The organism is Leifsonia sp. Root112D2 (assembly GCF_001424905.1).
In the GTDB taxonomy this organism is placed as follows: Bacteria; Actinomycetota; Actinomycetes; order Actinomycetales; family Microbacteriaceae; genus Root112D2.
The window spans coordinates 373,521-393,823 of the sequence record NZ_LMCU01000001.1; the positions used below are offsets into that span (position 1 = coordinate 373,521).

18 protein-coding genes are annotated in these 20,303 nt (G+C 66.8%); 4 read left to right on the plus strand and 14 right to left on the minus strand.

What is annotated here, in order from left to right; translation table 11 throughout:
* The first annotated feature begins 18 nt into the window (after positions 1-18).
* From ASC63_RS01650 to xylB, 4 genes are all read left to right on the plus strand, one after another.
* On the plus strand, positions 19-1,050 hold the full coding sequence (locus tag ASC63_RS01650) for a LacI family DNA-binding transcriptional regulator (RefSeq protein ID WP_055809085.1): 1,032 nt from the start codon (positions 19-21) through the stop codon (positions 1,048-1,050).
* 92 nt (positions 1,051-1,142) lie between these two features.
* Entirely contained in the window at positions 1,143-2,402 is a 1,260-nt protein-coding gene (locus ASC63_RS01655; RefSeq protein ID WP_235491709.1) for an endo-1,4-beta-xylanase, read from the plus strand.
* Complete coding sequence (gene xylA, locus ASC63_RS01660; protein ID WP_055809089.1) at positions 2,399-3,592, plus strand: xylose isomerase; 1,194 nt, start codon at positions 2,399-2,401, stop codon at positions 3,590-3,592. The genes ASC63_RS01655 and xylA overlap by 4 nt, the downstream gene beginning before the upstream one ends.
* A 136-nt stretch (positions 3,593-3,728) precedes the next feature.
* Complete coding sequence (xylB, locus tag ASC63_RS01665; RefSeq protein ID WP_055809091.1) at positions 3,729-5,135, plus strand: xylulokinase; 1,407 nt, start codon at positions 3,729-3,731, stop codon at positions 5,133-5,135.
* Here the strand turns inward: xylB and ASC63_RS01670 are convergent.
* From ASC63_RS01670 to ASC63_RS01735, 14 genes are all read right to left on the minus strand, one after another.
* Positions 5,092-6,222: a glycerate kinase gene (locus tag ASC63_RS01670; protein WP_055809097.1), complete on the minus strand. Its 1,131-nt coding sequence runs from the start codon at positions 6,220-6,222 to the stop codon at positions 5,092-5,094. The genes xylB and ASC63_RS01670 overlap by 44 nt on opposite strands.
* A 91-nt stretch (positions 6,223-6,313) precedes the next feature.
* Positions 6,314-6,832: a mycothiol transferase gene (locus ASC63_RS01675; protein WP_055809099.1), complete on the minus strand. Its 519-nt coding sequence runs from the start codon at positions 6,830-6,832 to the stop codon at positions 6,314-6,316.
* A 252-nt stretch (positions 6,833-7,084) separates the two neighbouring features.
* A complete protein-coding gene (gene mmsB, locus ASC63_RS01680; protein ID WP_055809101.1) occupies positions 7,085-8,272 on the minus strand; it encodes a multiple monosaccharide ABC transporter permease in 1,188 nt (395 codons plus the stop codon).
* Entirely contained in the window at positions 8,269-9,789 is a 1,521-nt protein-coding gene (gene mmsA, locus ASC63_RS01685) for a multiple monosaccharide ABC transporter ATP-binding protein (protein ID WP_442915061.1), read from the minus strand. The genes mmsB and mmsA overlap by 4 nt, the downstream gene beginning before the upstream one ends.
* Before the next feature lie 111 nt (positions 9,790-9,900).
* The gene (gene chvE / locus ASC63_RS01690) at positions 9,901-11,034 is read right to left on the minus strand and encodes a multiple monosaccharide ABC transporter substrate-binding protein (protein WP_055809104.1); all 1,134 of its coding nucleotides are present in this window, start codon (positions 11,032-11,034) and stop codon (positions 9,901-9,903) included.
* A 127-nt stretch (positions 11,035-11,161) separates the two neighbouring features.
* Positions 11,162-12,679 (minus strand): L-arabinose isomerase, encoded by a 1,518-nt coding sequence (gene araA, locus ASC63_RS01695; RefSeq protein WP_055809108.1) that lies wholly within the window; start codon positions 12,677-12,679, stop codon positions 11,162-11,164.
* Positions 12,676-13,395, minus strand: coding sequence for an L-ribulose-5-phosphate 4-epimerase (locus tag ASC63_RS01700; RefSeq protein WP_055809110.1), 720 nt, complete (start codon positions 13,393-13,395; stop codon positions 12,676-12,678). Before ASC63_RS01700 ends, araA begins: the two co-directional genes overlap by 4 nt.
* Positions 13,392-15,245 (minus strand): ribulokinase, encoded by a 1,854-nt coding sequence (gene araB / locus ASC63_RS01705; protein WP_235491711.1) that lies wholly within the window; start codon positions 15,243-15,245, stop codon positions 13,392-13,394. The genes ASC63_RS01700 and araB overlap by 4 nt, the downstream gene beginning before the upstream one ends.
* 84 nt (positions 15,246-15,329) lie before the next feature.
* Positions 15,330-16,355: a LacI family DNA-binding transcriptional regulator gene (locus tag ASC63_RS01710; RefSeq protein ID WP_055809112.1), complete on the minus strand. Its 1,026-nt coding sequence runs from the start codon at positions 16,353-16,355 to the stop codon at positions 15,330-15,332.
* A gap of 146 nt (positions 16,356-16,501) precedes the next feature.
* Positions 16,502-17,878: an MFS transporter gene (locus ASC63_RS01715; RefSeq protein ID WP_055809113.1), complete on the minus strand. Its 1,377-nt coding sequence runs from the start codon at positions 17,876-17,878 to the stop codon at positions 16,502-16,504.
* A 103-nt stretch (positions 17,879-17,981) separates the two neighbouring features.
* Positions 17,982-18,329: a J domain-containing protein gene (locus ASC63_RS01720; protein ID WP_055809115.1), complete on the minus strand. Its 348-nt coding sequence runs from the start codon at positions 18,327-18,329 to the stop codon at positions 17,982-17,984.
* Positions 18,330-18,343: 14 nt separating this feature from the next.
* Positions 18,344-19,045 carry an alpha/beta hydrolase gene (locus ASC63_RS01725; protein WP_055814638.1) on the minus strand — a complete coding sequence of 234 codons (702 nt, stop codon included), beginning with the start codon at positions 19,043-19,045 and terminating at the stop codon, positions 18,344-18,346.
* A gap of 215 nt (positions 19,046-19,260) precedes the next feature.
* Positions 19,261-19,887: an HAAS signaling domain-containing protein gene (locus ASC63_RS01730; RefSeq protein ID WP_157487539.1), complete on the minus strand. Its 627-nt coding sequence runs from the start codon at positions 19,885-19,887 to the stop codon at positions 19,261-19,263.
* Positions 19,880-20,218 carry a PadR family transcriptional regulator gene (locus tag ASC63_RS01735; RefSeq protein WP_055809119.1) on the minus strand — a complete coding sequence of 113 codons (339 nt, stop codon included), beginning with the start codon at positions 20,216-20,218 and terminating at the stop codon, positions 19,880-19,882. Before ASC63_RS01735 ends, ASC63_RS01730 begins: the two co-directional genes overlap by 8 nt.
* Positions 20,219-20,303 lie beyond the last annotated feature (85 nt).

The following is a 20,303-nucleotide window of genomic DNA, read 5'->3' on the forward strand; positions in this document are numbered from 1 at the left end:
CGCTGTACTGTGAGCGTTATGGATTTCGATGACGATCCGCCCCGCTCATTTGGACGCGTGACGATCAACGATGTTGCGCGCGCGGCAGGCGTCTCGGTTTCGACGGTCTCCAAGGTCGTCAACCAGCGGTATGACGTCGCGCCGGCGACATCGAAGCGGGTGATGAGCGTCGTTGCGGAGCTCGGCTACGAGACCTCGCTGGTCGCCAGCAGCCTGCGTAGGCAGCGCACCAACGTCATCGGGGTGCTCGTTGCCGAATTCGAATCGTTCTCGACGGAACTGCTCAAAGGCATCTCCACAGCAGCCGCGCAGACCGGGTATGAATTGCTGGCATATTCCGGCCGCGTGGCGGGCGAGAGCCGCACCGGCTGGGAGCGCCGCTCGCTGTCGCGCCTGGCCGGTACCCTCATCGACGGCGCCATCATCGTCACGCCGACGATGCTCATGCCGACGACATCGATTCCGGTCGTCGCCATCGACCCGCACACCGGGCCGGGCGGCCCGTCGACGATCGACTCGGACAACGTGGGCGGCGCGCGTGTCGCCACCCAGCACCTCATCGATCTCGGACACCGTCGCATCGCTCACATCGGCGGACGCAGCGATCTCGCATCCGCTCAACTGCGCGAGTCGGGCTACCGCGAGTCGCTCGCGAAGGCCGGCATAGCCTTCGACCCGACGCTCGTGCGCGACGGAGGATACGAGGCAGCGCTGACGGCCGAGGTCGCACGCGAGCTGCTGACGCGTCCCGACCGGCCGACGGCCGTGTTCGCCGCTAACGACAGGTCGGCGCTCGGCGTCATGAAGGTAGCCGAGGAGCTCGGTCTGCGGGTTCCCGAAGACCTGTCCGTGATCGGATTCGACGACATTCCCGAGGCGGCAAGCGCGACGCCGCCGCTGACCACCATGGCCCAGCCCCTGCACGACCTGGGCGCGCAGGCCCTGCAGATGCTGGTCGAGCTGCTCGGCGGCCTTGAGGTGCCCGAGCACGTTCAACTACCCGCCACGCTCGTCGTGCGGGCAAGCACGGGGCCGGCGCCCCGTCGCTGACGCGAGCCCTGCGGGCATCCGGGCACCCGGGCTGATAAGTTGGCAGGAACAACAATTTGGTTCTCGAAAGTGATGCTGCAACGATGCACTCCGTGACTCTCGCGTCACACTCGGCGCCCGCCCACCGGCTCGGCGAAGCCGAGATCACGGTGACGGATGCCGCGGGCACGCCCCTCGCGGGCGTGGAACTCGAGATTGCCCAGGCGCGGCACGCCTTCGGCTTCGGCAACATCGGCTTCGACTTCATCTCGCTGGCGAACGACCGGCCCGAGGACGATGAGACCGCGAACCTCGCCGCGCTGTACACGGATGTCTTCAACACGGCGACCCTGCCGTTCTACTGGGGCCGTTTCGAGCCCGAGCGGGGAAAGACCGACACCGTCCGGCTGCAGAAGACGGCCCGCTTCCTGCGTGAGCGGGGGGTGGCGCTGAAGGGGCATCCGCTGGTGTGGCACACCGTTCAGCCGGACTGGCTGCTGGGGTTGCCGCTGAATGAGGTCGAGCGGCTGCAGCGGGAGCGCATCCGCCGCGAGGTGTCCGCTTTCGAGGGCCTCATCGACACCTGGGATGCCATCAATGAAGTGGTGATCATGCCCGTGTTCGCCAACGGCGACAACGCCATCACTCCCCTTGCGCGCGCCCGAGGTCGCATCGCGATGATTCGCATGGCGTTCGAGGAGGCCCGCGCGGCGAACCCGCACGTGACACTGCTGCTCAACGACTTCGATCTCTCCAGCGCTTACGAGTGCCTCATCGAGGGCGTGCTGGAGGCCGGCATCCAGATCGATGCGATAGGCCTGCAGACGCACATGCACCAGGGCTACCGCGGCGAGGATGCAATGCTTGCCACCGTCGAGCGCTTCGCCCGCTATGGGCTGCCGCTGCACATGACGGAGACCTCGCTCGTCTCGGGCCAGCTCATGCCGGCCGACATCGAAGATCTCAACGACTACCAGATACCCGAGTGGCCGTCGACGCCCGAGGGTGAGGCGCGCCAGGCGGACGAGATCGAGCGGCACTATCGCTCGCTCGTCTCGCACCCGGCCATCGAGTCGATCACGTATTGGGGCGTCTCGGATGCCGGCGCCTGGCTCGGCGCACCCATCGGTCTGCTGCGCAAGGACGCGACTCCGAAGCCGGCGTATCACGCGCTGCGTAGGCTGGTGAAGGACGAGTGGTGGCTTGCGCCCACGAGCGTCGTCACCGATGCCGAGGGCCGCGTGTCTGCCATGGGATTCCGCGGCGACTATGAGCTTCGCAGCGGTGGAAAATCCACTCGATTTGCTATATGTTCTGAGAAACAACAAACTCGAATCATTCACCCTCGAGAACCTGAAGGACTGATCACATGACTGCAACTCCCACCAAGGCCGACAAATTCTCGTTCGGGCTCTGGACAATCGGCTATAACGGCACCGACCCGTTCGGCGGGCCCACCCGGCCCCAGCTCGACGTCGTCGAGGCCGTCACGAGGCTCAACGAGCTCGGCGCATACGGGCTGACGTTCCACGACGACGACCTCTTTGCCTTCGGCTCGACGGATGCCGAGCGTCAGAAGCAGATCGACCGGCTCAAGCAGGTGCTCGCCGACACCGGCGTGATCATTCCCATGGTCACCACCAACCTGTTCAGCGCGCCCGTGTTCAAAGACGGCGGCTTCACCTCGAATGACCGCAGCGTGCGCCGTTTCGCCCTGCGCAAGGTGCTGCGTCAGCTCGACCTCGGCGCCGAGCTCGGCGCAAAGACGTTCGTGATGTGGGGCGGCCGCGAGGGCGCCGAGTACGACGCAGCCAAAGACATCCGTCAGGCTCTCGAGCGCTACCGCGAGGCCGTGAACTTCCTTGGTGACTACGTGACCGAGAAGGGCTACGACATCCGCTTCGCGATCGAGCCGAAGCCGAACGAGCCGCGTGGCGACATCCTGCTGCCGACGGTCGGGCACGCCATGGCGTTCATCGAGACGCTCGAGCGCCCCGAGCTCGTCGGAGTGAACCCCGAGGTCGGCCACGAGCAGATGGCGGGCCTGAACTACGCCGCGGGCATCGCTCAGGCGCTGTATCAGGGCAAGCTGTTCCACCTCGACCTGAACGGCCAGCGTGGCATCAAGTATGACCAGGACCTCGTGTTCGGTCACGGCGACCTGCAGAACGCGTTCGCGCTCGTCGACCTGCTTGAGAACGGCGGCGCCAACGGTGGCCCGACGTACGAAGGACCGCGCCACTTCGACTACAAGCCGTCGCGCACCGAGGACATCAGCGGCGTGTGGGATTCGGCTGCGGCGAACATGCGCACCTACCTGCTGCTCAAGGATCGGGCAGCGGCGTTCCGCGCCGACCCCGAGGTGCAGGAGGCGCTGGCCGCTTCGCGCGTGCCGGAGCTGTCGACGCCGACGCTGAGCGAGGGCGAGTCGTACGACGACTTCGTTGCCGACCGCAGCGCCTACGAGGACTTCGACACGGATGCCTACTTCGGCGGCAAGGGCTTCGGCTTCGTGCGCCTGCAGCAGCTGGCCCTCGAGCACCTGCTCGGCGCCCGCGGCTAGTTCACTATCCTCGACGCTGGTTGAGGAGAGGTCGAGGCACGAGGCCTCGTCTCGAAACCCGCGGTCGCGCGCTGGTTTCGAGACGCCGGCTTCGCGCGGCTCCTCAACCAGCTGAGTCTTTCGGAAGGTAAGAGATATGGCGCTGGTTGCCGGAGTCGACTCGTCGACGCAGAGCTGCAAGATAGTGATTCGAGACGCCGAGACGGGCGCGGTGGTGCGCTCGGGGCGCGCGTCGCATCCGGATGGTACCGAGGTCGACCCGACAGCGTGGTGGGGCGCCCTGCTCACGGCCGTCGCGGATGCCGGCGGGCTCGACGGCGTCGAGGCGATCTCGGTGGCCGGGCAGCAGCACGGCATGGTGGTGCTGGATGCCGACGGCCACGTGATCCGCGATGCACTGCTCTGGAACGACACCCGCAGCGCCCCGGCCGCGCGTGACCTGATCGAAGAGGTCGGCGCGGAGGAATTCGCACGCCGCACCGGAAGCGTGCCCGTCGCATCGTTCACCCTCACCAAGCTGCGCTGGCTGCGCGATGCCGAGCCCGAGAACGCGGCGCGCGTCGCCGCTGTTGCACTCCCCCACGACTGGCTCACCTGGCGGCTGCGCGGCTACGGCCCGGTCGGCGAGAGCCCGCTCGGCCCCGTGCTCGAGGAGCTCACGACCGATCGTTCGGATGCCAGCGGCACCAGCTACTGGAGCCCGGCCACCGGAGAATACGACCGCGACTTTCTCGTACGCGCGCTCGGCCACGATGCGCTGCTGCCGCGCGTGCTCGGGCCCGGGGAGCGGGCCGGCACGACGCCCGACGGCATCGTTGTGGGGGTCGGCGCCGGCGATAACGCGGGGGCGGCGCTCGGCCTGGGCGCGGCATCCGGTGACGTCGTCGTCTCGATCGGCACGAGCGGCACCGTGTTCGCAGTGACCGACGAACCTGCGCTCGACACGACCGGTGCCGTCGCCGGCTTCGCGGATGCCTCGGGCGAGTTTCTGCCCCTCATCGCGACGCTCAACGCCGCGCGGGTGCTCAGTTCGGTTGCGGGCCTGCTCGGCGTTGACCACGACGGGCTCGCCTCGCTCGCGCTGTCGGCGGAGCCCGGCGCCGGCGGCGTGGTGCTCGTGCCGTATTTCGAGGGCGAGCGCACCCCCAATCTTCCGGATGCCACGGCCAGCTTTCACGGCCTGAGCCTGGCCTCGAACACGCGGGCGAACGTCGCGCGCGCCGCGATCGAGGGCATGCTGTGCGGGCTCGCGGCCGGGCTGGACGCTGTTCGCGCGGTGGGTGTGCGCGAGAAGCGGCTGCTCTTCATCGGCGGTGCCGCCCAGAATGTTGCCGTCGCGCAGATCGCCGCCCAGGTGTTCGACGCACCCGTTGTCGTGCCGGCCCCCGGTGAGTACGTGGCCGACGGCGCGGCCGTGCAAGCCGCATGGGCGCTCACGGGCGCCCGCCCGGCCTGGCCGCTCACCATTGCGGCGGAGCCCGCGCCGGACTTTCGCCCGGTCATTCGCGAGCAGTACGCCCGCTACGCTCCGGTGGTCGAGTAGCCGCCAGGGACGCGCCCGCCTCGCGCAGCCAGCGGAGGGGCTCGGCAAGCGCGGCATCCAGGCCGCCGGCCAGATCGATGAGCGCGCGGGCCTCGGCGAATCCATCGCTCGGGGCTTCGATGCCACCGGCCACGAGCATGGCCGCTCCTCCCGCGCGACGGGTCAGCCCAGCCACGTAGGCCGGCACCTTGCCTGCCGCCGACTGCGCGTCGAAACGTCCTTCGCCGGTGACCACGACATCCGCGGTTGCCACAGCGCCTGGCAGCCCGAGCGCCTCGCCGACCGCCGCCGATCCCGGCGCCATCTCGGCTCCCCACGCGAGCAGCCCAAAACCTGTTCCGCCCGCCGCGCCGGCACCCGACGCAGAAACATCGGCCGGCAACAGCGCCGCGAGCCTCGCAAGCCCGGCCTCGAGAACGGCGAGCTGCGCGGCATCCGCGCCCTTCTGAGCACCGAAGACGGATGCCGCCCCCAGCGCCCCGAGCAGCGGGTTCGTCACGTCGCTGAGCACGAGCGCGCCGCCCTGGGGCACCGCGCGCAGCCCAGTGAGATCCACCGATGACAGCTGCCGAAGCCCGCCGCCGCCGAGCGGCACCGCGTGCCCCGAGGCGTCGAGAAGGCGCGCGCCGAGGGCCGTGAGCGCGCCGGCTCCCCCATCGGTCGACGAGCTGCCGCCGAGCGCGAGCAGCAGCCGCGAGACGCCGTGATCGAGCGCCGCGGCGATGGCCTGGCCGAAGCCGAGGGTGTGCGCTTCGAGCGGGCGCAGCGGGTCGAGAAGGGTGATGCCGCTCGTGCTCGCGAGCTCGATGACGCCGATACCGCCGGGAGCGGCATTCGTCGCGGGCAGCAGCAGCCAGCTCGTCTCGACCGGCCGGTCATCGGGGCCGGTGACCGTGACCGGCATGCGACGCGCGCCGGCGACCGCGACCTCGAAGGCATCGAGCGTGCCCTCGCCACCGTCGGCCATCGGCATGAGCCGAACCTCGTCGCCCGGGCGCACGGATGCCCACCCCTCGGCGAGTGCACCGGCCACCTGCGCGGCGGTCGCAGAGCCTTTGAACGAGTCGGGGGCGAAGATAACGCGCATCCGTTCATTCTCTCGTGCTTACACTCCCACCGTTACGTGAGGGGGAACCCTGGCTCCTCAGATCGCGAGATCAGGGTCCGAAGTTCGCCCCTCACGCGGTCGCGGCGCGCGTGGCCAATCCGCGCACATACGACGCCTGGCCGGCGTGCTGCAGGTCGTCGGAGAGCACGCTGGCGAGCCGCACGCCGAGCGTGACCGGCGGATCCCACGCCTCGTCGACGACACGGTCGAGATCGGCATCCGTCAGCCCGCCCAGAAAGCCGAGCGTTCGCTCGTGCACGGCGTCGTAATAGCCGCCCAACGTCTCAGCCTCGACGCGCACGGCTGCCACGTCGTCGGCGCTCTGACCGTAGCCAGTGGCGCTCTCCTCGAACGGCAGCCCGAAGCGCTCTGACCAACCGTTCGTCGTCCACAACTGCGCGCCGTCGATGAGGTCGGCGATGTGATCGTCCTGCACGCGCGTCAGATGCCACACGAGCCACGCGATGGTGTTCGCCTGCGGGTCCGCTCGATAGGTGAGCGTCTCGAGATCGGCTCCCTTCAGCGCCGAATGCACGACGCCGCGGATGCGCCCGAAGGCCTCGGTCAACAGCTCGGCAGAGTTCGTCATAGTGTTCCTCCCGTTCGCCTCACACGCTAGTCGCCGTGAGCCATCGAGCCAGACCGGTGCGCATAACTCATGCAGGTTCTTCAGGCTACAGCCGAGATCCGCAGAATTCCGGGGCCGCTCCTCGGCCCCGCAGAATGCTGCATGAGTTATGCGCGGGGCGCGCTGGCGCCGTGAACAGAACGACGGATGCCCCGGCGCGCGTCACGCGCCGGGGCATCCGTTCTGCAGATCGACACCATCCGCTGGTGCGGGCTACTTCGTCGAGCTCGAGGCCCTGCGCTTGTTGAATACGTCGAAGGCGACGGCGGCCAGGAGCACGAGGCCCTTGATGAGCTGCTGGTACTCCGTGCCCACTCCCATGATCGACATGCCGTTGTTCAGGATTCCGATGATCAGACCACCGATGATGGCGCCGGCGACCGTACCGATTCCGCCCGTGATGGCCGCGCCACCAACGAAGGCCGCGGCGATGGCGTCGAGCTCGAAGCCGTCACCGGCCTTCGGGTTGGCCAGGTTGAGCTGCGCGGTGAACACCAGACCGGCCAGTGCCGAGAGCACACCCATGTTGATGAACAGCAGGAAGGTGACGCGCTTGGTCTTGACACCCGAGAGCGCCGCCGCGTTGAGGTTGCCACCAATCGCGTAGATGTGACGGCCCCAGACGGTGCGCGCCATCACGGCCGAGTACACCACGGCGAGCACGCCGAGCACGACGAGCACGATAGGCGTTCCGCGGTAGCCGGCGAGCAGGTAGGCAATGAGCAGAATCAGCACCGAGGTGAAGACGAGCTTCAGCAGGAACCAGAGGAAGGGCTCGTCCTCGACGTTGAACTTCTTGCGGGCAATACGCTGCCGGATACCCTGGCCGATGAGCGCCACCGTCGCGACGACACCGATGATGACCGTGAGCGGCTCCAGCGGGCTGGTTCCACCGCCGAGGTCGGGCAGGAAGCCGGAACCGAGGGCACGGAAGGAGTCGGGGAACGGAGAGATCTGCTGGTTCTGCAGCGTAATCTGCGTGAGACCACGGAAGATGAGCATGCCGGCAAGGGTGACGATGAAGGCCGGTATCTCAAAATAGGCCACCCAGAAACCCTGGAACATGCCGACGAGCACGCCGACCAGGAGGCAGAGCGGGATGGTGATGAACCAGGGGATGTTCCACTGCGTCATCATCACACCCGACATGGCGCCCACGAACGCCACGACGCTGCCGACGGAAAGGTCGATGTGGCCGGCGATGATGATCATCACCATGCCCACCGCCAGAATCAGGATGTAGCTGTTCTGGATGACCAGGTTCGAGACGTTGATCGGCTTGAGGGTGATGCCGCCGGTCGCCACCTGGAAGAAGATGATGATCGCTATCAGCGCGATGAACAGGCCGATTTGCCGAAGCTGGCCGGCCAGGTAATTGAGTGAGGACTTGAACGCGCTCATCGGTGGTCCTGTTCCCTTTCTTTGGTCATAAATTTCATGAGGTGTTCGGCCGTGGCCTGCTCACGCGGGACATCCGCGGTGATGGTGCCCTCGGAGAGTGTGTAGATGCGGTCGCAGATGCCGAGCAGTTCGGGCAGTTCGGACGAAATGACAATGACGCCCTTGCCCTCATCGGCGAGCCTGTTGATGATGCCGTAGATCTCATATTTCGCGCCCACGTCGATGCCGCGGGTCGGCTCATCGAGAATGAGCACGTCGGGGCTGGCGTACATCCATTTGGAGAGCACGACCTTCTGCTGGTTGCCACCCGAGAGCTTGCCCGCGAGCGCCGCGACGCTCGGTGCCTTGATGTTCATGCTCTTGCGATAGCTCTCAGCGACCTGATGTTCTGCGTTGCCGTCGACCCAGCCACGGCGCGTGAGCTTGCCGAGCGAGGCAATGGAGATGTTGCGCTGGATGTCTTCGATCAGGTTGAGACCGTAACGCTTGCGATCCTCGGTGGCATACGCCAAGCCGTTGGCGATCGCCGCAGCCACCGTGTCTGTCTTGATCTCGACACCGTTCTTGTACACCTTGCCGGTGATGTTGTGCCCGTAGCTGTGCCCGAAGACGCTCATCGCGAGTTCGGTGCGGCCGGCGCCCATGAGGCCGGCGATGCCGACGATCTCGCCGGAGCGCACCATGATGTTGGCGTCCTTGACGACCTGGCGCGAACGGTCGAGGGGGTGGTACACCGACCAGTTCTCGATGCGCAGCAGTTCGTCGCCGATCTGCGGAGTGTGATCCGGGTAGCGGTTCTCGAGGTCGCGACCGACCATGCCCTTGATGATGCGGTCTTCGGAGATCTCGTCGGCGACCATGTCGAGCGTCTCGATCGGCTTGCCGTCACGAATGATCGTCACCTCGTCGGCTATCGCCTTGATCTCGTTCAGCTTGTGACTGATGATGATCGAGGTGATGCCCTGCTCCTGAAGGTGCTTGAGGAGGTCGAGCAGGTGCGCCGAGTCCTCATCGTTCAGCGCAGCTGTCGGCTCATCGAGAATCAGCAGCTTCACCTCTTTCGAGAGTGCCTTCGCAATCTCGACGAGCTGCTGCTTGCCGACGCCGATGTCCATGATCTTCGTGATGGGATTGTCGTGCAGCCCCACGCGGGCCAGCAGCTTCGCGGCCTCGAGGTTGGTGGTGTTCCAGTCGATCCAGCCCCTGCGCTGCTGCTCGTTGCCGAGGAAGATGTTCTCGGCGATCGAGAGGTACGGGCTCAGGGCGAGCTCCTGGTGAATGATGACGATTCCCGCTGCCTCGGAGTCGTTGATGTTCCTGAACGTGACGGGCTCGCCCTCAAAGAGGATCTCGCCCTCGTAGGTTCCGGCGGGGTACACGCCGGAGAGCACCTTCATGAGTGTCGACTTGCCAGCGCCGTTCTCGCCACAGATGGCGTGCACGTGCCCGCGCTTGACCTCGATGGAGACGTCCTGCAGGGCTTTGACCCCGGGGAACGTCTTCGTGATGTTGCGCATCTCGAGAATGGTTGATGTCACCGTGATACTTCTTCCGTCGCGATGTGATGCAGGGGTGGTTGTGGCGGTGAGAATCTCTCCCCACCGCCACAACCGTAAATGAAGCGAACTCTACTTAAGGTCTGCTTCTGTGTAGTAACCGGAGTCGATCAGAACGGACTTGTAGTTGTCCTTGGTGACGACCGTCGGCTGGAACAGGAAGGTCGGAACAACCTTGACCTTGTTGTCGTAGCTCTTCGTGTCGTTGACCTCGGGCGTCTTGCCATTCAGGATGTCGTCGGCCATCTTGACGGCCTCGGTACCCAGCTTGCGGGTGTCCTTGTAGATCGTCGAGTACTGCTGTCCGGCGATGATCGACTTGACGGATGCCGCCTCCGCGTCCTGACCGGTGATGACCGGCAGTGCGGTGGTGGCGTATCCGGCGCCGGTCAGCGCTGAGATGATGCCGATCGACAGGCCGTCATACGGCGAGAGGATGCCCTGAACCTTGGTGCCATCGGAGTACGTGCTGGCGATCAGGTTCTGCATGCGCTTCTGCGCGGTTGCCGGGTCCCAGCGCAGCGTTGCGATCTGCGTGAAACCGGTCTGGCCGCTCTTGACGACGAGCGTGCCGTCGTCAATGTACTTCTTGAGCGTAGCCATCGCGCCGTTGTAGAAGAACGTGGCGTTGTTGTCGTCGGGGCTGCCGGCGAAGAGCTCGACGTTGAACGGGCCCTTCTTGCCGGTTTCCTTGCCGTCCTTGTCGACGATGCCGAGACCGGTGAGCAGGCTGGTGGCCTGGTCGACGCCGACCTTGTAGTTGTCGAAGGTCGTGTAGTAGTCCACGTTCTTCGAGCCGTTGATGAGCCGGTCGTACGCGATCACCTTGATGCCGGCCTTGGCCGCGTCGTCGAGCTGGTCGCTCAGCGCCGTGCCGTCGATCGACGCGATGATCAGCACCTTGGCGCCCTTGGTGATCATGTTGCTGACCTGCTGCACCTGCTGGGGGATCTTGTCGTCGCCGTACTCGAGGTCGACCTTGTAGCCGAGCTTCTCGAGGTCAGCCTTGACGGCGTCGCCGTCCTTGATCCAGCGCTCGGATGTCTTGGTCGGCATCGCGACGCCGACGAGGGCGCCCTTGTTGGATCCGGCCTTGGCCGCGCCACTGTCATTGCCTGTGCCACCGCGACCGCCGCCCGAGCAGGCAGCGAGCGAAAAGGCGAGTCCGACGGCAGCAATGCCGATGAGGACCTTGCGTGTCTTCACTGTGTTTCCTTCCGTGTTTGGACGTGATTGTTCAGCATGGTGCTAGTAAAAGATCCGTCCGCGTCCATGTCGAGCGGATCCCGTGATCGTGAACAGGCGGCGCCTGCGCACGGGGTTCGTGTGAGTTTTAGAAGCCCTGAGCCAGGCGGTAATAGGCCTGGTTCCAGCGCACCTCCTTCGCAAAGTCGCGAAGCGTGGTGTCGCCGTCGATCATCAGCAACTCGGTGCGTGCGATCTCGGCGAAATCTTCGAAGACCTCGGCGCCGACCTGGGTCGACATGACGGTGTGGTGTGCGGCGCCGGCCGTGAGCCAGGCTGCGGCGGAGGTCTGAAAATCGGGCGCGGGCTTCCACACCGCGCGTCCGACGGGAAGCTTCGGCAGCGGAGCGCTCGGCTCAACGACCTCGACGACATTGGCCACGAGGCGGAAACGCTCGCGCATGTCGCTGAGGGCTACCACGATGCCGGCGCCGGCATCCGCCGTGAAGACCAGACGAACGGGGTCTTCGCGCCCGCCGATGCCCAGCGGGTGGATCTCGAGGGTGGGCTTGGATGTGGTGAGGCTCGGGCAGACCTCGAGCATGTGCGCGCCGAGAATGCGCTCGTCGCCGGGGGTCATGTCGTAGGTGTAGTCCTCCATGAGGGAGGCGCCACCGGGCAGTCCCGCACCCATGACCTTGGCCGCGCGCACCAGAACGGCGGTCTTCCAGTCGCCCTCGGCGCCGAAGCCGTAGCCGTCGGCCATGAGCCGCTGCACGGCGAGGCCGGGCAGCTGGCGCAGGCCGCCGAGGTCTTCGAAGCTCGTGGTGAACGCGCCGAAGCCGCCCTCCTCGAGGAAGGAGCGCAGGCCGAGCTCGATGCGGGCACCGTAGCGCAGCGAGTCATGGCGGTCGCCGCCGGCGCGCAGTTCGGCTGCCACCTCGTACAGGTCCTCGTACTCGGAAACGAGAGCGGAGACATCCGCGTCGCTGGCCGCGTCGACGGCCTCGACCAGCTCGTTGACGCCCCAGGTATTCACCTGCACGCCGAAGCGCAGCTCGGCCTCGGTCTTGTCACCCTCGGTGACGGCAACGTAGCGCATGTTGTCGCCGAAGCGGGCGAGCTTGAGCTCGTGCGTGGCGGCCCAGCCGGCGGCGGCGCGGCTCCAGGCGCCGATCTTCGCGGTCACGGTGGGGTCGGATGCGTGACCCACGACGGTCTTGCGGGAGACGCCCAGCCGACTCTGGATGTAGCCGAACTCGCGGTCACCGTGCGCGGCCTGATTGAGGTTCATGAAGTCGAAGTCGATGTCGGCCCACGGCAGTTGAACGTTGGCCTGCGTGTGCAGGTGCAGCAGCGGCGTACGCAGGGCGTCCAGGCCGGCGATCCACATCTTTGCGGGGCTGAAGGTGTGCATCCAGGCAATGACGCCAATCACGTTCTCGGCGCTGTTCGCCTCGAGCGCGGCGCGACGGATCGACTCGGAGTCCTTGAGCACCGGCTTCCACACGATCTTCACGGGGATGTCGGATGCCTTCTCCAGCGTGCGCACGATCTGCTGGGACTGCTCGGCCACCTGGCGCAGCGTCTCCTCGCCGTAGAGCCCCTGGCTGCCGGTGAGGAACCACAGCTCGTACTGCTCGAGAGAGGTCGTGAGGGCGATCATGCGTTGTCTCCTAGTGAGCCGATCGGCGCCTGGCCGTAGACGTTCTGGTAGCGGTTGAAGAGCGAGTCGATGGCATCCTGCGGGATGGGCACGAGAGGCCCACCCTGGCGTGCGATGTGCACGGTGCGGGCGACATCCTCCACCATGACGGCGGCCTTGACGGCGTCGCGGGCATCCTTGCCGATGGTGAACGGGCCGTGATTCTGCATCAGCACGGCGCGGCTGCGGTGGCCGGTGAGGGTCGCAACGATGCCGCGGCCTATCGAATCGTCACCGATGATGGCGAATGGGCCGACGGGGATCTCTCCGCCGAACTCGTCGGCCATCGCCGTGATCACACACGGGATCGCCTCGGCACGCGCTGCCCACGCGGTGGCGTAGGTGGAGTGCGTGTGCACGACGCCGCCGACATCTGGCATGGAGCGGTACACGTAGGCGTGGGCGGCGGTGTCGCTCGACGGTGAACGTTCACATCCGGGTGTGCCGGGAACGACCTGGCCGTCAAGGGTGCAGAGAATCATGTTCTCGGGCGCGAGATCGTCGTAGTCGACGCCGCTCGGCTTGATCACGAAGAGATCGGCGCCGGGCACGCGGCCCGAGACGTTGCCGCCGGTCCACACGACCAGACCGTTGCGCATGAGCTCGGCGTGCAGCCGCGAGACATCCGCGCGAACACGGGCGATGCCGACCTCGATCTCGGGTTCGAAAGTGCTCATGCCTGCGCCCCGCTCTCGGCGGACTCGGCCTTTTCCGCAGCGAAGGCGTCACGCCGGATGGCGCGCAGACGGTGCATCACGTCGTTTGTGCCGCGACCGAAGTAGTCGTGCAGGGCGGAGTACTCGGCGTAGAGGCGGTCGTAGGCGAGGGCCGACTGCTCGTTGGGCGTGTAGACGTTCTTGTTCACGCTGCCCATCGCCTGGCCGGCGGCGCGCACATCCGCGTATGCTCCCGCGGCGACGGCAGCATGAATGGCCGAGCCGAGTGCCGGACCCTGCTCACTGGCGATCGTCGAGATCGGCAGGCGCAGCACGTCGGAGTAGGTCTGCATGAGCTGCGGGTTCTTCAGCAGCCCACCCGCCACGATGAACTCGGTTACCGGCACGCCGCTGGCGTTGAAGGTCTCCACAATGGTGCGGGTGCCGAAGGCCGTGGCCTCGAGCAGCGCGCGGTAGATCTCCTCGGGCCGCGTGGTGAGGGTCGTGCCGAGCACAACGCCGGAGAGTTCGTGATCGACGAGCACCGAACGGTTGCCGCTCTGCCAGTCGAGTGCGATGAGCCCGTGCGCGCCGACGGGCTCGCGGTAGGCGAGATCGGTGAGGTACTGGTGGATGCTCGTGCCGGCCGCATCCGCCGCCTCGACGTAGCGGGCGGGCACCTGGTTCTTGACGTACCAGGCGAAGATGTCGCCGACCCCGGACTGGCCGGCCTCGTAACCGTAGAGCCCCGAAACGATGCCGCCATCGACGACGCCGCACATGCCGGGAACCTCGGTGAGGGTGTCGGAGTTCATGACATGGCAGGTGGAGGTGCCCATGATGGCCACCATCTGGCCCGGCAGCACGGCCTGTGCGGCCGGCGCCGTCACGTGCGCGTCGACGTTGCCGACGGCCACGGCGATGCCCTCGGGCAGTCCGGTCCACGCAGCGGCCTCGGCGGTCAGCGTGCCGGCGGATGCCCCGAGCTGGCCGATCTCGTGCGCCACCTTGGTCTCGGCGAAATCCGCGAAAGCGGGGTTGAGCGCGGCCAGGAAGTCGGCGCTCGGGTACTCGCCATCCTGCAGGATGCCCTTGTAGCCGGCGGTGCAGGCGTTGCGCACGTAGCGCCCGGTGAGCTGCCAGACGATCCAGTCTGCGGCCTCCACCCAGTGCTCCATGCGGTTGTAGAGCTCGGGGTCCTCCTCGAGCAGTTGCAGGCCCTTGGCGAACTCCCACTCGCTCGAGATGAGCCCGCCGTAGCGTGGCAGCCAGCTTTCGCCGCGCTCGGCCGCGAGAGTGTTGATGCGGTCGGCCTGGGGCTGTGCCGCGTGATGTTTCCACAGCTTCACGTAGGCGTGCGGGCGGTCGGCATATTCGGGCAGCTCGTTGAGCGGGGTGCCGTCTGCGAGCGTGGGAACCATGGTGCAGGCGGTGAAGTCGGTGCCGATGCCGATGACATCCGCCGGGTCGATGCCGGCGTCGGCGATGGCCGCGGGAACGGCGGATTTCAGCACGGCGACGTAGTCGGCGGGCACCTGCAGCGCCCAGTCGGGCGCGAGCGCGGCGCCGGTGGCTGCCAGGGTGGAGTCCATGACGGCGTGCGGATAGTCGAGCACGGCCGAGCCGAGCTCGCGGCCGTCAGAGACGCGTACAACAACGGCGCGACCGGAAAGCGTTCCGTAATCGACGCCGATGACGTAGCGTGCCTCGCCCGCAGCGTTCGCCGCTGTCTGGGGCTGGGCGTGCTGCCCGTGCTGCGCATCCGGCACTGCTGGACCCACGCCGACTCCCTTGTCCAAAAACTGGCTTGTCTCGAAACCCTGACCCGATGAAGGCATCCGCTCGATGCCCACTTCAATGTGAACGGTCACATTTGCGACCTCATGTTACCCGCATGACGGCTCATCCTGTCAAGTCGCGAATATCTCGGTTCGGTAACGCAGGCCGTTCGGGGCTCAGAACGCGGGCGGGGCCGTCGATGCGCGCACGATCAGCTCGGGGGCCAGCGTGCCACCGGGGTACGACTCGCGGGTGCCGTCGATATCGCTCAGCAGCAGCCGCATGCAGCGCTTGCCCAACTCGGCGAAATCCTGGCGCACCGTGGTGAGCGGCGGCCAGAAGTGTGCCGCCTCGGGAATGTTGTCGAATCCGACCACGCTCACGTCACCCGGCACGTCGAGGCCCGCGTCTCGAAAGGCGTGGATCAGCCCGAGCGCCATCTGGTCGTTGGAGGAGAAGATCGCCGTGAAGTCACGCACCCGCACCAGCTCACGCCCGGCCCGGTAACCGAAATCCGCCGTCCAGTCGCCCAGGATCGGCGCCGTGGTGGGCACATCCTGCGCGGACATCTCGTCGAGGAAGCCGCGCATGCGCGCCTCGGCCTCGATCCAGTCCTGCGGTCCGGCCAGGTGGTAGATGTTGCGGTGACCGAGCTCGATCAGGTGCCGCGTGGCCAGGCGTGCGCCCGCGATCTGGTCTACCCACAGCGCGTGGTCGGCCAGCCGGCCCGTGGCCTGCATGGTGACGAACGGCACCGAGATGGAGAGCTGCGCGATGGCGTCGAAGACCCGCACCTGCGGCGCGATCACCACGATGCCCTCCACCGCCTGCGACATCAGGTGGTCGAGCGCGGCCTCGATCGAGTCGCGATCGGTGGCGGCCAGATTCGAGGTGGTGACGTAGTAGCCGGCGTCGCGCGCGGCATCCTCGATCGCCTGAATACTGCTCGACGGCCCGTAGTACGAGCCGGATGCCGCGGCCAGGATGCCTATGGTGCGCGAACGACTCGTCACGAGTGCCCGGGCGGCACGATTCGGCCGATACTGCAGCTCCTCCATGACCTGCAGCACGCGTTGTTTCGTGGTCTCGCGAATGCTCGGGTGCTGGTTGAGCACGCGCGAAACGGTCTGGTGCGAGACGCCCGCAAGGCGCGCGACATCCCGAATGCTGGGCGCTCGCGTCTTGTGTGTCTCCGCTGTCACAGCGCGGACCCCATCTCACTGACGATGTGTACGTTCACTTTCTGTGAATCCAGCTCAATTATGCACGCGATTGCGCACCTGTGGCGCCAGCAATGTGACAGTCACATGACCCCACGCGCGATCGCCCAGCATCGCCAGCACCGCGCTCAACGTGCCGCGGGCACCGTCGCCACGTCGACGCGGGAGCCGAGCACCGCTGCAATTGCGGCGAAGGCGGCGGTCAGCGCGAAGCATCCGGCGAACGCCCAGGCGCTGCCCAGCGGGGACAGCGCCGCGAAGACAACGGCCGTCGCCGCCAACGACACGGAGGCGCCGATGGAGTCGGCGATGACGAGCGCCGAACTGTTGAAACCCTGATTCTGCGCCGTCGAGTACCCCAGGGTCATGACACTTGTGCGCGGAAACATGAAGCCCATGCCGGCGCCGGCGAACGCCCAGCCCACTATCGCCGTGCCGGGTACGAGCGCGAATATGGCCGTGACCAGAACCGTGGCGATGGAAAGCGCGAGCAGGCTCGATCCGAGCTGAAAGCTCGCCCCGCCACTCACCCGGGTCTCGAGCCGACTCTGCAGCCACGACGCCCCCGCCCAGGTGAGACCGGCCGCGGTCAACGCCAGTCCGGCGCCGGATGCCGTGAAGGCGAAGTCCTTCGTCAACAGATATGGCACATACACCTCGGCACCGAAGAAGGCGCCGCCGATGAGGTCACGCACGAGAATCACGCTCGGCAGGCCCCTGGCGGCCAGAAGTGTACGCGACGGCAGCAGCGGGCGCAGTGCGTAGACCGCGACCGCGACGGCCAGAACAGGAAGAATCCAGCGCGCTGGACCCTCGGCCTCAGCGGAGATGTTGACCACGAGCACCGCGACGGAGGCCAGCACGGCCCAGCCGAGACGGCGCAGATTCCATGGCGGGGGTTCGGCCTCTCCCCCGGCCAGCGAACGCATGGCTGGCACCACCATTCCCATCGCGAGCACGACCAGCACTATCACGCCAAGGAACACCCACCGCCAGCCGAAATGCTCCGTGACGAGGCCCGCTATGAGCGGGCCGATGAGCGAGGGCACGACCCAGGCCGCAGAGAATGCCGCGAAGATGCGCGCGTGCAGAACAGGCGGATACACCCGGGCGACTATCACGTAGAGCGCCACGGTCAGCCCGCCAGCGCCGAGCCCTTGCACGATGCGCCCCACGACCAGAACCTCCATGGTGGATGCGACACCCACGATGGCAAGACCGACCACGAAGAGAACCACGCAGAGAAAAAGCGGCGCGCGCGGCCCGTGCCGATCCGACCAGTTGCCCGCCGCAACCATGCCGACGATGCCCATGGCCAGCGGCGCGGAAAAGGCCAGGGCATAGAGATGAGCGCCGTGCAGTTCGGCACTCACCGTGGGCATCACCGTCGTGACGGCGAGCGCCTCGAACGCGGCCAGCAGAATCAGCGCACACATGCCGACGGTCACCCAGAGATAGCGCCGACCGAAGATGCCACCGACCTCGGTGGTGGTTGCGGTCTGCACTGCGCGGCTCGTCTCGTCTCGTCTCGTCGATGGCGCCCACGTGCGCGAGCGCGATCTCTCGACTCTATTGCCTCAGCGTGCGCCCACCGGCACGCGTTGACGTCTATGCGATCCAGACTCGGGTCTCTGGCAGCGGTAGTGCGTTATCGAATCTGGCGCGCACTCGCGAGCGGCCCAGAACGGGAGCCGGGGCGCTCGACGCACGCGTCGCATCCGCTCGCTCTATTGCCCCCGTTGCGCACAGCAGGTCACGCGCCGCGCTGACCCGCACGAACTCTCGCGATGCTGCGGCGATGTCACCCGCGGGCGCACCCGCGAAGCGATCCGGATGCGTCAACCGCGCCCGCAACAGAAACGCCGCCATGATCTCGGCTCGGCTCGCGAACGCGCTGACGCCCAGGATGGCCGCGGCGGCCTCCCGAGTCATCGGCGTGCACCGAACAACGAACATGACATATTCTCATATTACCGCACCATGGCCTGTATCTGTTCGACGACCAGCTCGGGGCGCGAGATAAACGGGTGGTGTCCGGTCGGCAGCTCGACGAAGCGCGTGGCCCTGGCCGCGTGGAAGCGCTGCAACTCGAGCGAGGTGCTGCGATCCTGCCCGCAGACGATGTACGTCGAGTCGACGCCGTGCCAGCCGGCGGCGCTCGTCGGCGTCATGAAAGCCCCGGCGGCCTGCGCGGTCACCCGCTGCCACGCCTGGCGCTGGGTCGCCTCGTCGACATCCTGAAGGAATCGGGCCCCGAACGAGTTCGCGTCGTAGCCGGTCACGCTGAGCGTGCCGTCCCCGTTGTCACCGATCGAAACCGGGTCGCTCTCCCCGCTCATGACCGCACCCTGCGACTGGCCGACATCGGGCAGGTAAGACGACACGTAGAGCAGGTGCTCGACCGCGGGATGCTGACCGGCCTCGGCGATGACGGTGCCGCCATAGGAATGACCGACGACTATCGCGGACTCAACATCGTCGAGTTCGCGGCGTAGCGCCTCCGCGTCGGCATTCAGGCCGCCTGCACGCTGCTCGGGCGTTGTCTCTCCGCACGACGGCAGGGCAACGGCGCGGCTCCGAATGCCCGTGCGTTCCCGTAGCAGGTCCGCAGCGCGCTGCCACCACCATGCGCCGTCACGCACCAAAGCACCGTGTACAAAGATCAGTTCCAAGGCCTGTTCCTTCCGGCGAAGTGCCGCCGAGGCCGCCCCGGCCACGCACGGCATCCCGAGTCATGTCACGTCGACTGTATGGCCCCACGGAGCCGGCGGTGACGGGTTCCGCTCACAGCGGCACGATCTCGAGTCTCAGAGCCGCAATGGAGCGGCTTGCCTCGGTTGCCGTCAAGGTGCGCACGAGGTCGGATTATCAGATTCGCGTCAGGCACTCAAGGTCGAACACTGTTCACCGCCCGCCGTCTCGTGCGCCAGAGCAACCAGATGCCGACGACGACATTAGTGGGAATCAGGATCACGATCGTCGCCCACCACGTGTCCACAGCACTAGGCACAAGAGGGTTGCGCGCGTCTCCCGCAGAACCTCCCGCAAACAACCACGTCAGCAAAATCGGCACAGCCACGGCGACCGGCCCGACGAGCGTCGCGATCCACTTTTCGCCCCTGCGCCACGACGACGACATCCACACCATCGCGATGCCCACGACCCAGCCGAGCACGGGGATCACCACGCCCCCGAGAGCAACGAGCAGCGCGGCCACCACGGCAAAGCCGCGAGAGTCGCTGATCGGCGTGGCCGCCCGGGAGGCATCCGTGCCCGTCGTGACCTGCGCTGCGGAGCCTGCCCCAACGCCTGCACCGGCCCGCGCCTCGGCCGCGATGAAGACCGGGTCACCCAGCCGCTCGATGCGCGCGGCGGCCGTCGCGGCATCCAGCCCTGCCAGTTCCTCTTCGACACCGTTGCGGATGTCGCGGGCGAGCTCCACAGGAACCCCGCCCAGGGCGGTATCCAGTTCGGCCAGATAGCTCCGCACGACCTGCGGTGTGCGCTCAGTCACGCTCATCATCCCCTCCAATGAGGTGTTCGACCTCACGGGTGAACACCGTCCACTGCTCGCGAAAGTGGTCGAGCTGCTGCGCGCCGGCCGGTGCGAGCCGATAGTACTTGCGCACCGGGCCGGCATCCGAGGCGCCGTCGAACGAGACGACGAGCCCCTGCTCACGCAGGCGGCCGAGCACCGGGTAAAGCGTTCCGATGCTGGCGATCATGCCCTGCGCCGTCAGGATCTCCGACAGTTGCCAGCCGTACATCGGCTCGCGGCCGAGCAGGCCGAGCACGCAGTACTCGACCACGCCCTTGCGCAGTTGCGCGCCGACATCCGCTGTCATGCATCACAAGGTACTCTGCATTGCACGATACCGCAATGCGGATGCGCGTCGGGAGGATCGAGGCGAAACATCGCCGCCGAGGTCA

What these genes read in the sequence shown, in the direction of transcription:
- ASC63_RS01720 (WP_055809115.1), bottom strand. Translation starts at nt 18,329, where the DNA reads ATGTTCGTTGTTCGGTGCACGCCGATGACTCGGGAGGCCGCCGCGGCC.
- ASC63_RS01675 (WP_055809099.1), bottom strand. Translation starts at nt 6,832, where the DNA reads ATGACGAACTCTGCCGAGCTGTTGACCGAGGCCTTCGGGCGCATCCGC.
- ASC63_RS01735 (WP_055809119.1), bottom strand. Translation starts at nt 20,218, where the DNA reads ATGACAGCGGATGTCGGCGCGCAACTGCGCAAGGGCGTGGTCGAGTAC.
- mmsB (WP_055809101.1), bottom strand. Translation starts at nt 8,272, where the DNA reads ATGAGCGCGTTCAAGTCCTCACTCAATTACCTGGCCGGCCAGCTTCGG.
- xylB (WP_055809091.1), top strand. Translation starts at nt 3,729, where the DNA reads ATGGCGCTGGTTGCCGGAGTCGACTCGTCGACGCAGAGCTGCAAGATA.
- xylA (WP_055809089.1), top strand. Translation starts at nt 2,399, where the DNA reads ATGACTGCAACTCCCACCAAGGCCGACAAATTCTCGTTCGGGCTCTGG.
- mmsA (WP_442915061.1), bottom strand. Translation starts at nt 9,789, where the DNA reads ATGCGCAACATCACGAAGACGTTCCCCGGGGTCAAAGCCCTGCAGGAC.
- ASC63_RS01650 (WP_055809085.1), top strand. Translation starts at nt 19, where the DNA reads ATGGATTTCGATGACGATCCGCCCCGCTCATTTGGACGCGTGACGATC.
- ASC63_RS01670 (WP_055809097.1), bottom strand. Translation starts at nt 6,222, where the DNA reads ATGCGCGTTATCTTCGCCCCCGACTCGTTCAAAGGCTCTGCGACCGCC.
- ASC63_RS01700 (WP_055809110.1), bottom strand. Translation starts at nt 13,395, where the DNA reads ATGAGCACTTTCGAACCCGAGATCGAGGTCGGCATCGCCCGTGTTCGC.
- araA (WP_055809108.1), bottom strand. Translation starts at nt 12,679, where the DNA reads ATGATCGCCCTCACGACCTCTCTCGAGCAGTACGAGCTGTGGTTCCTC.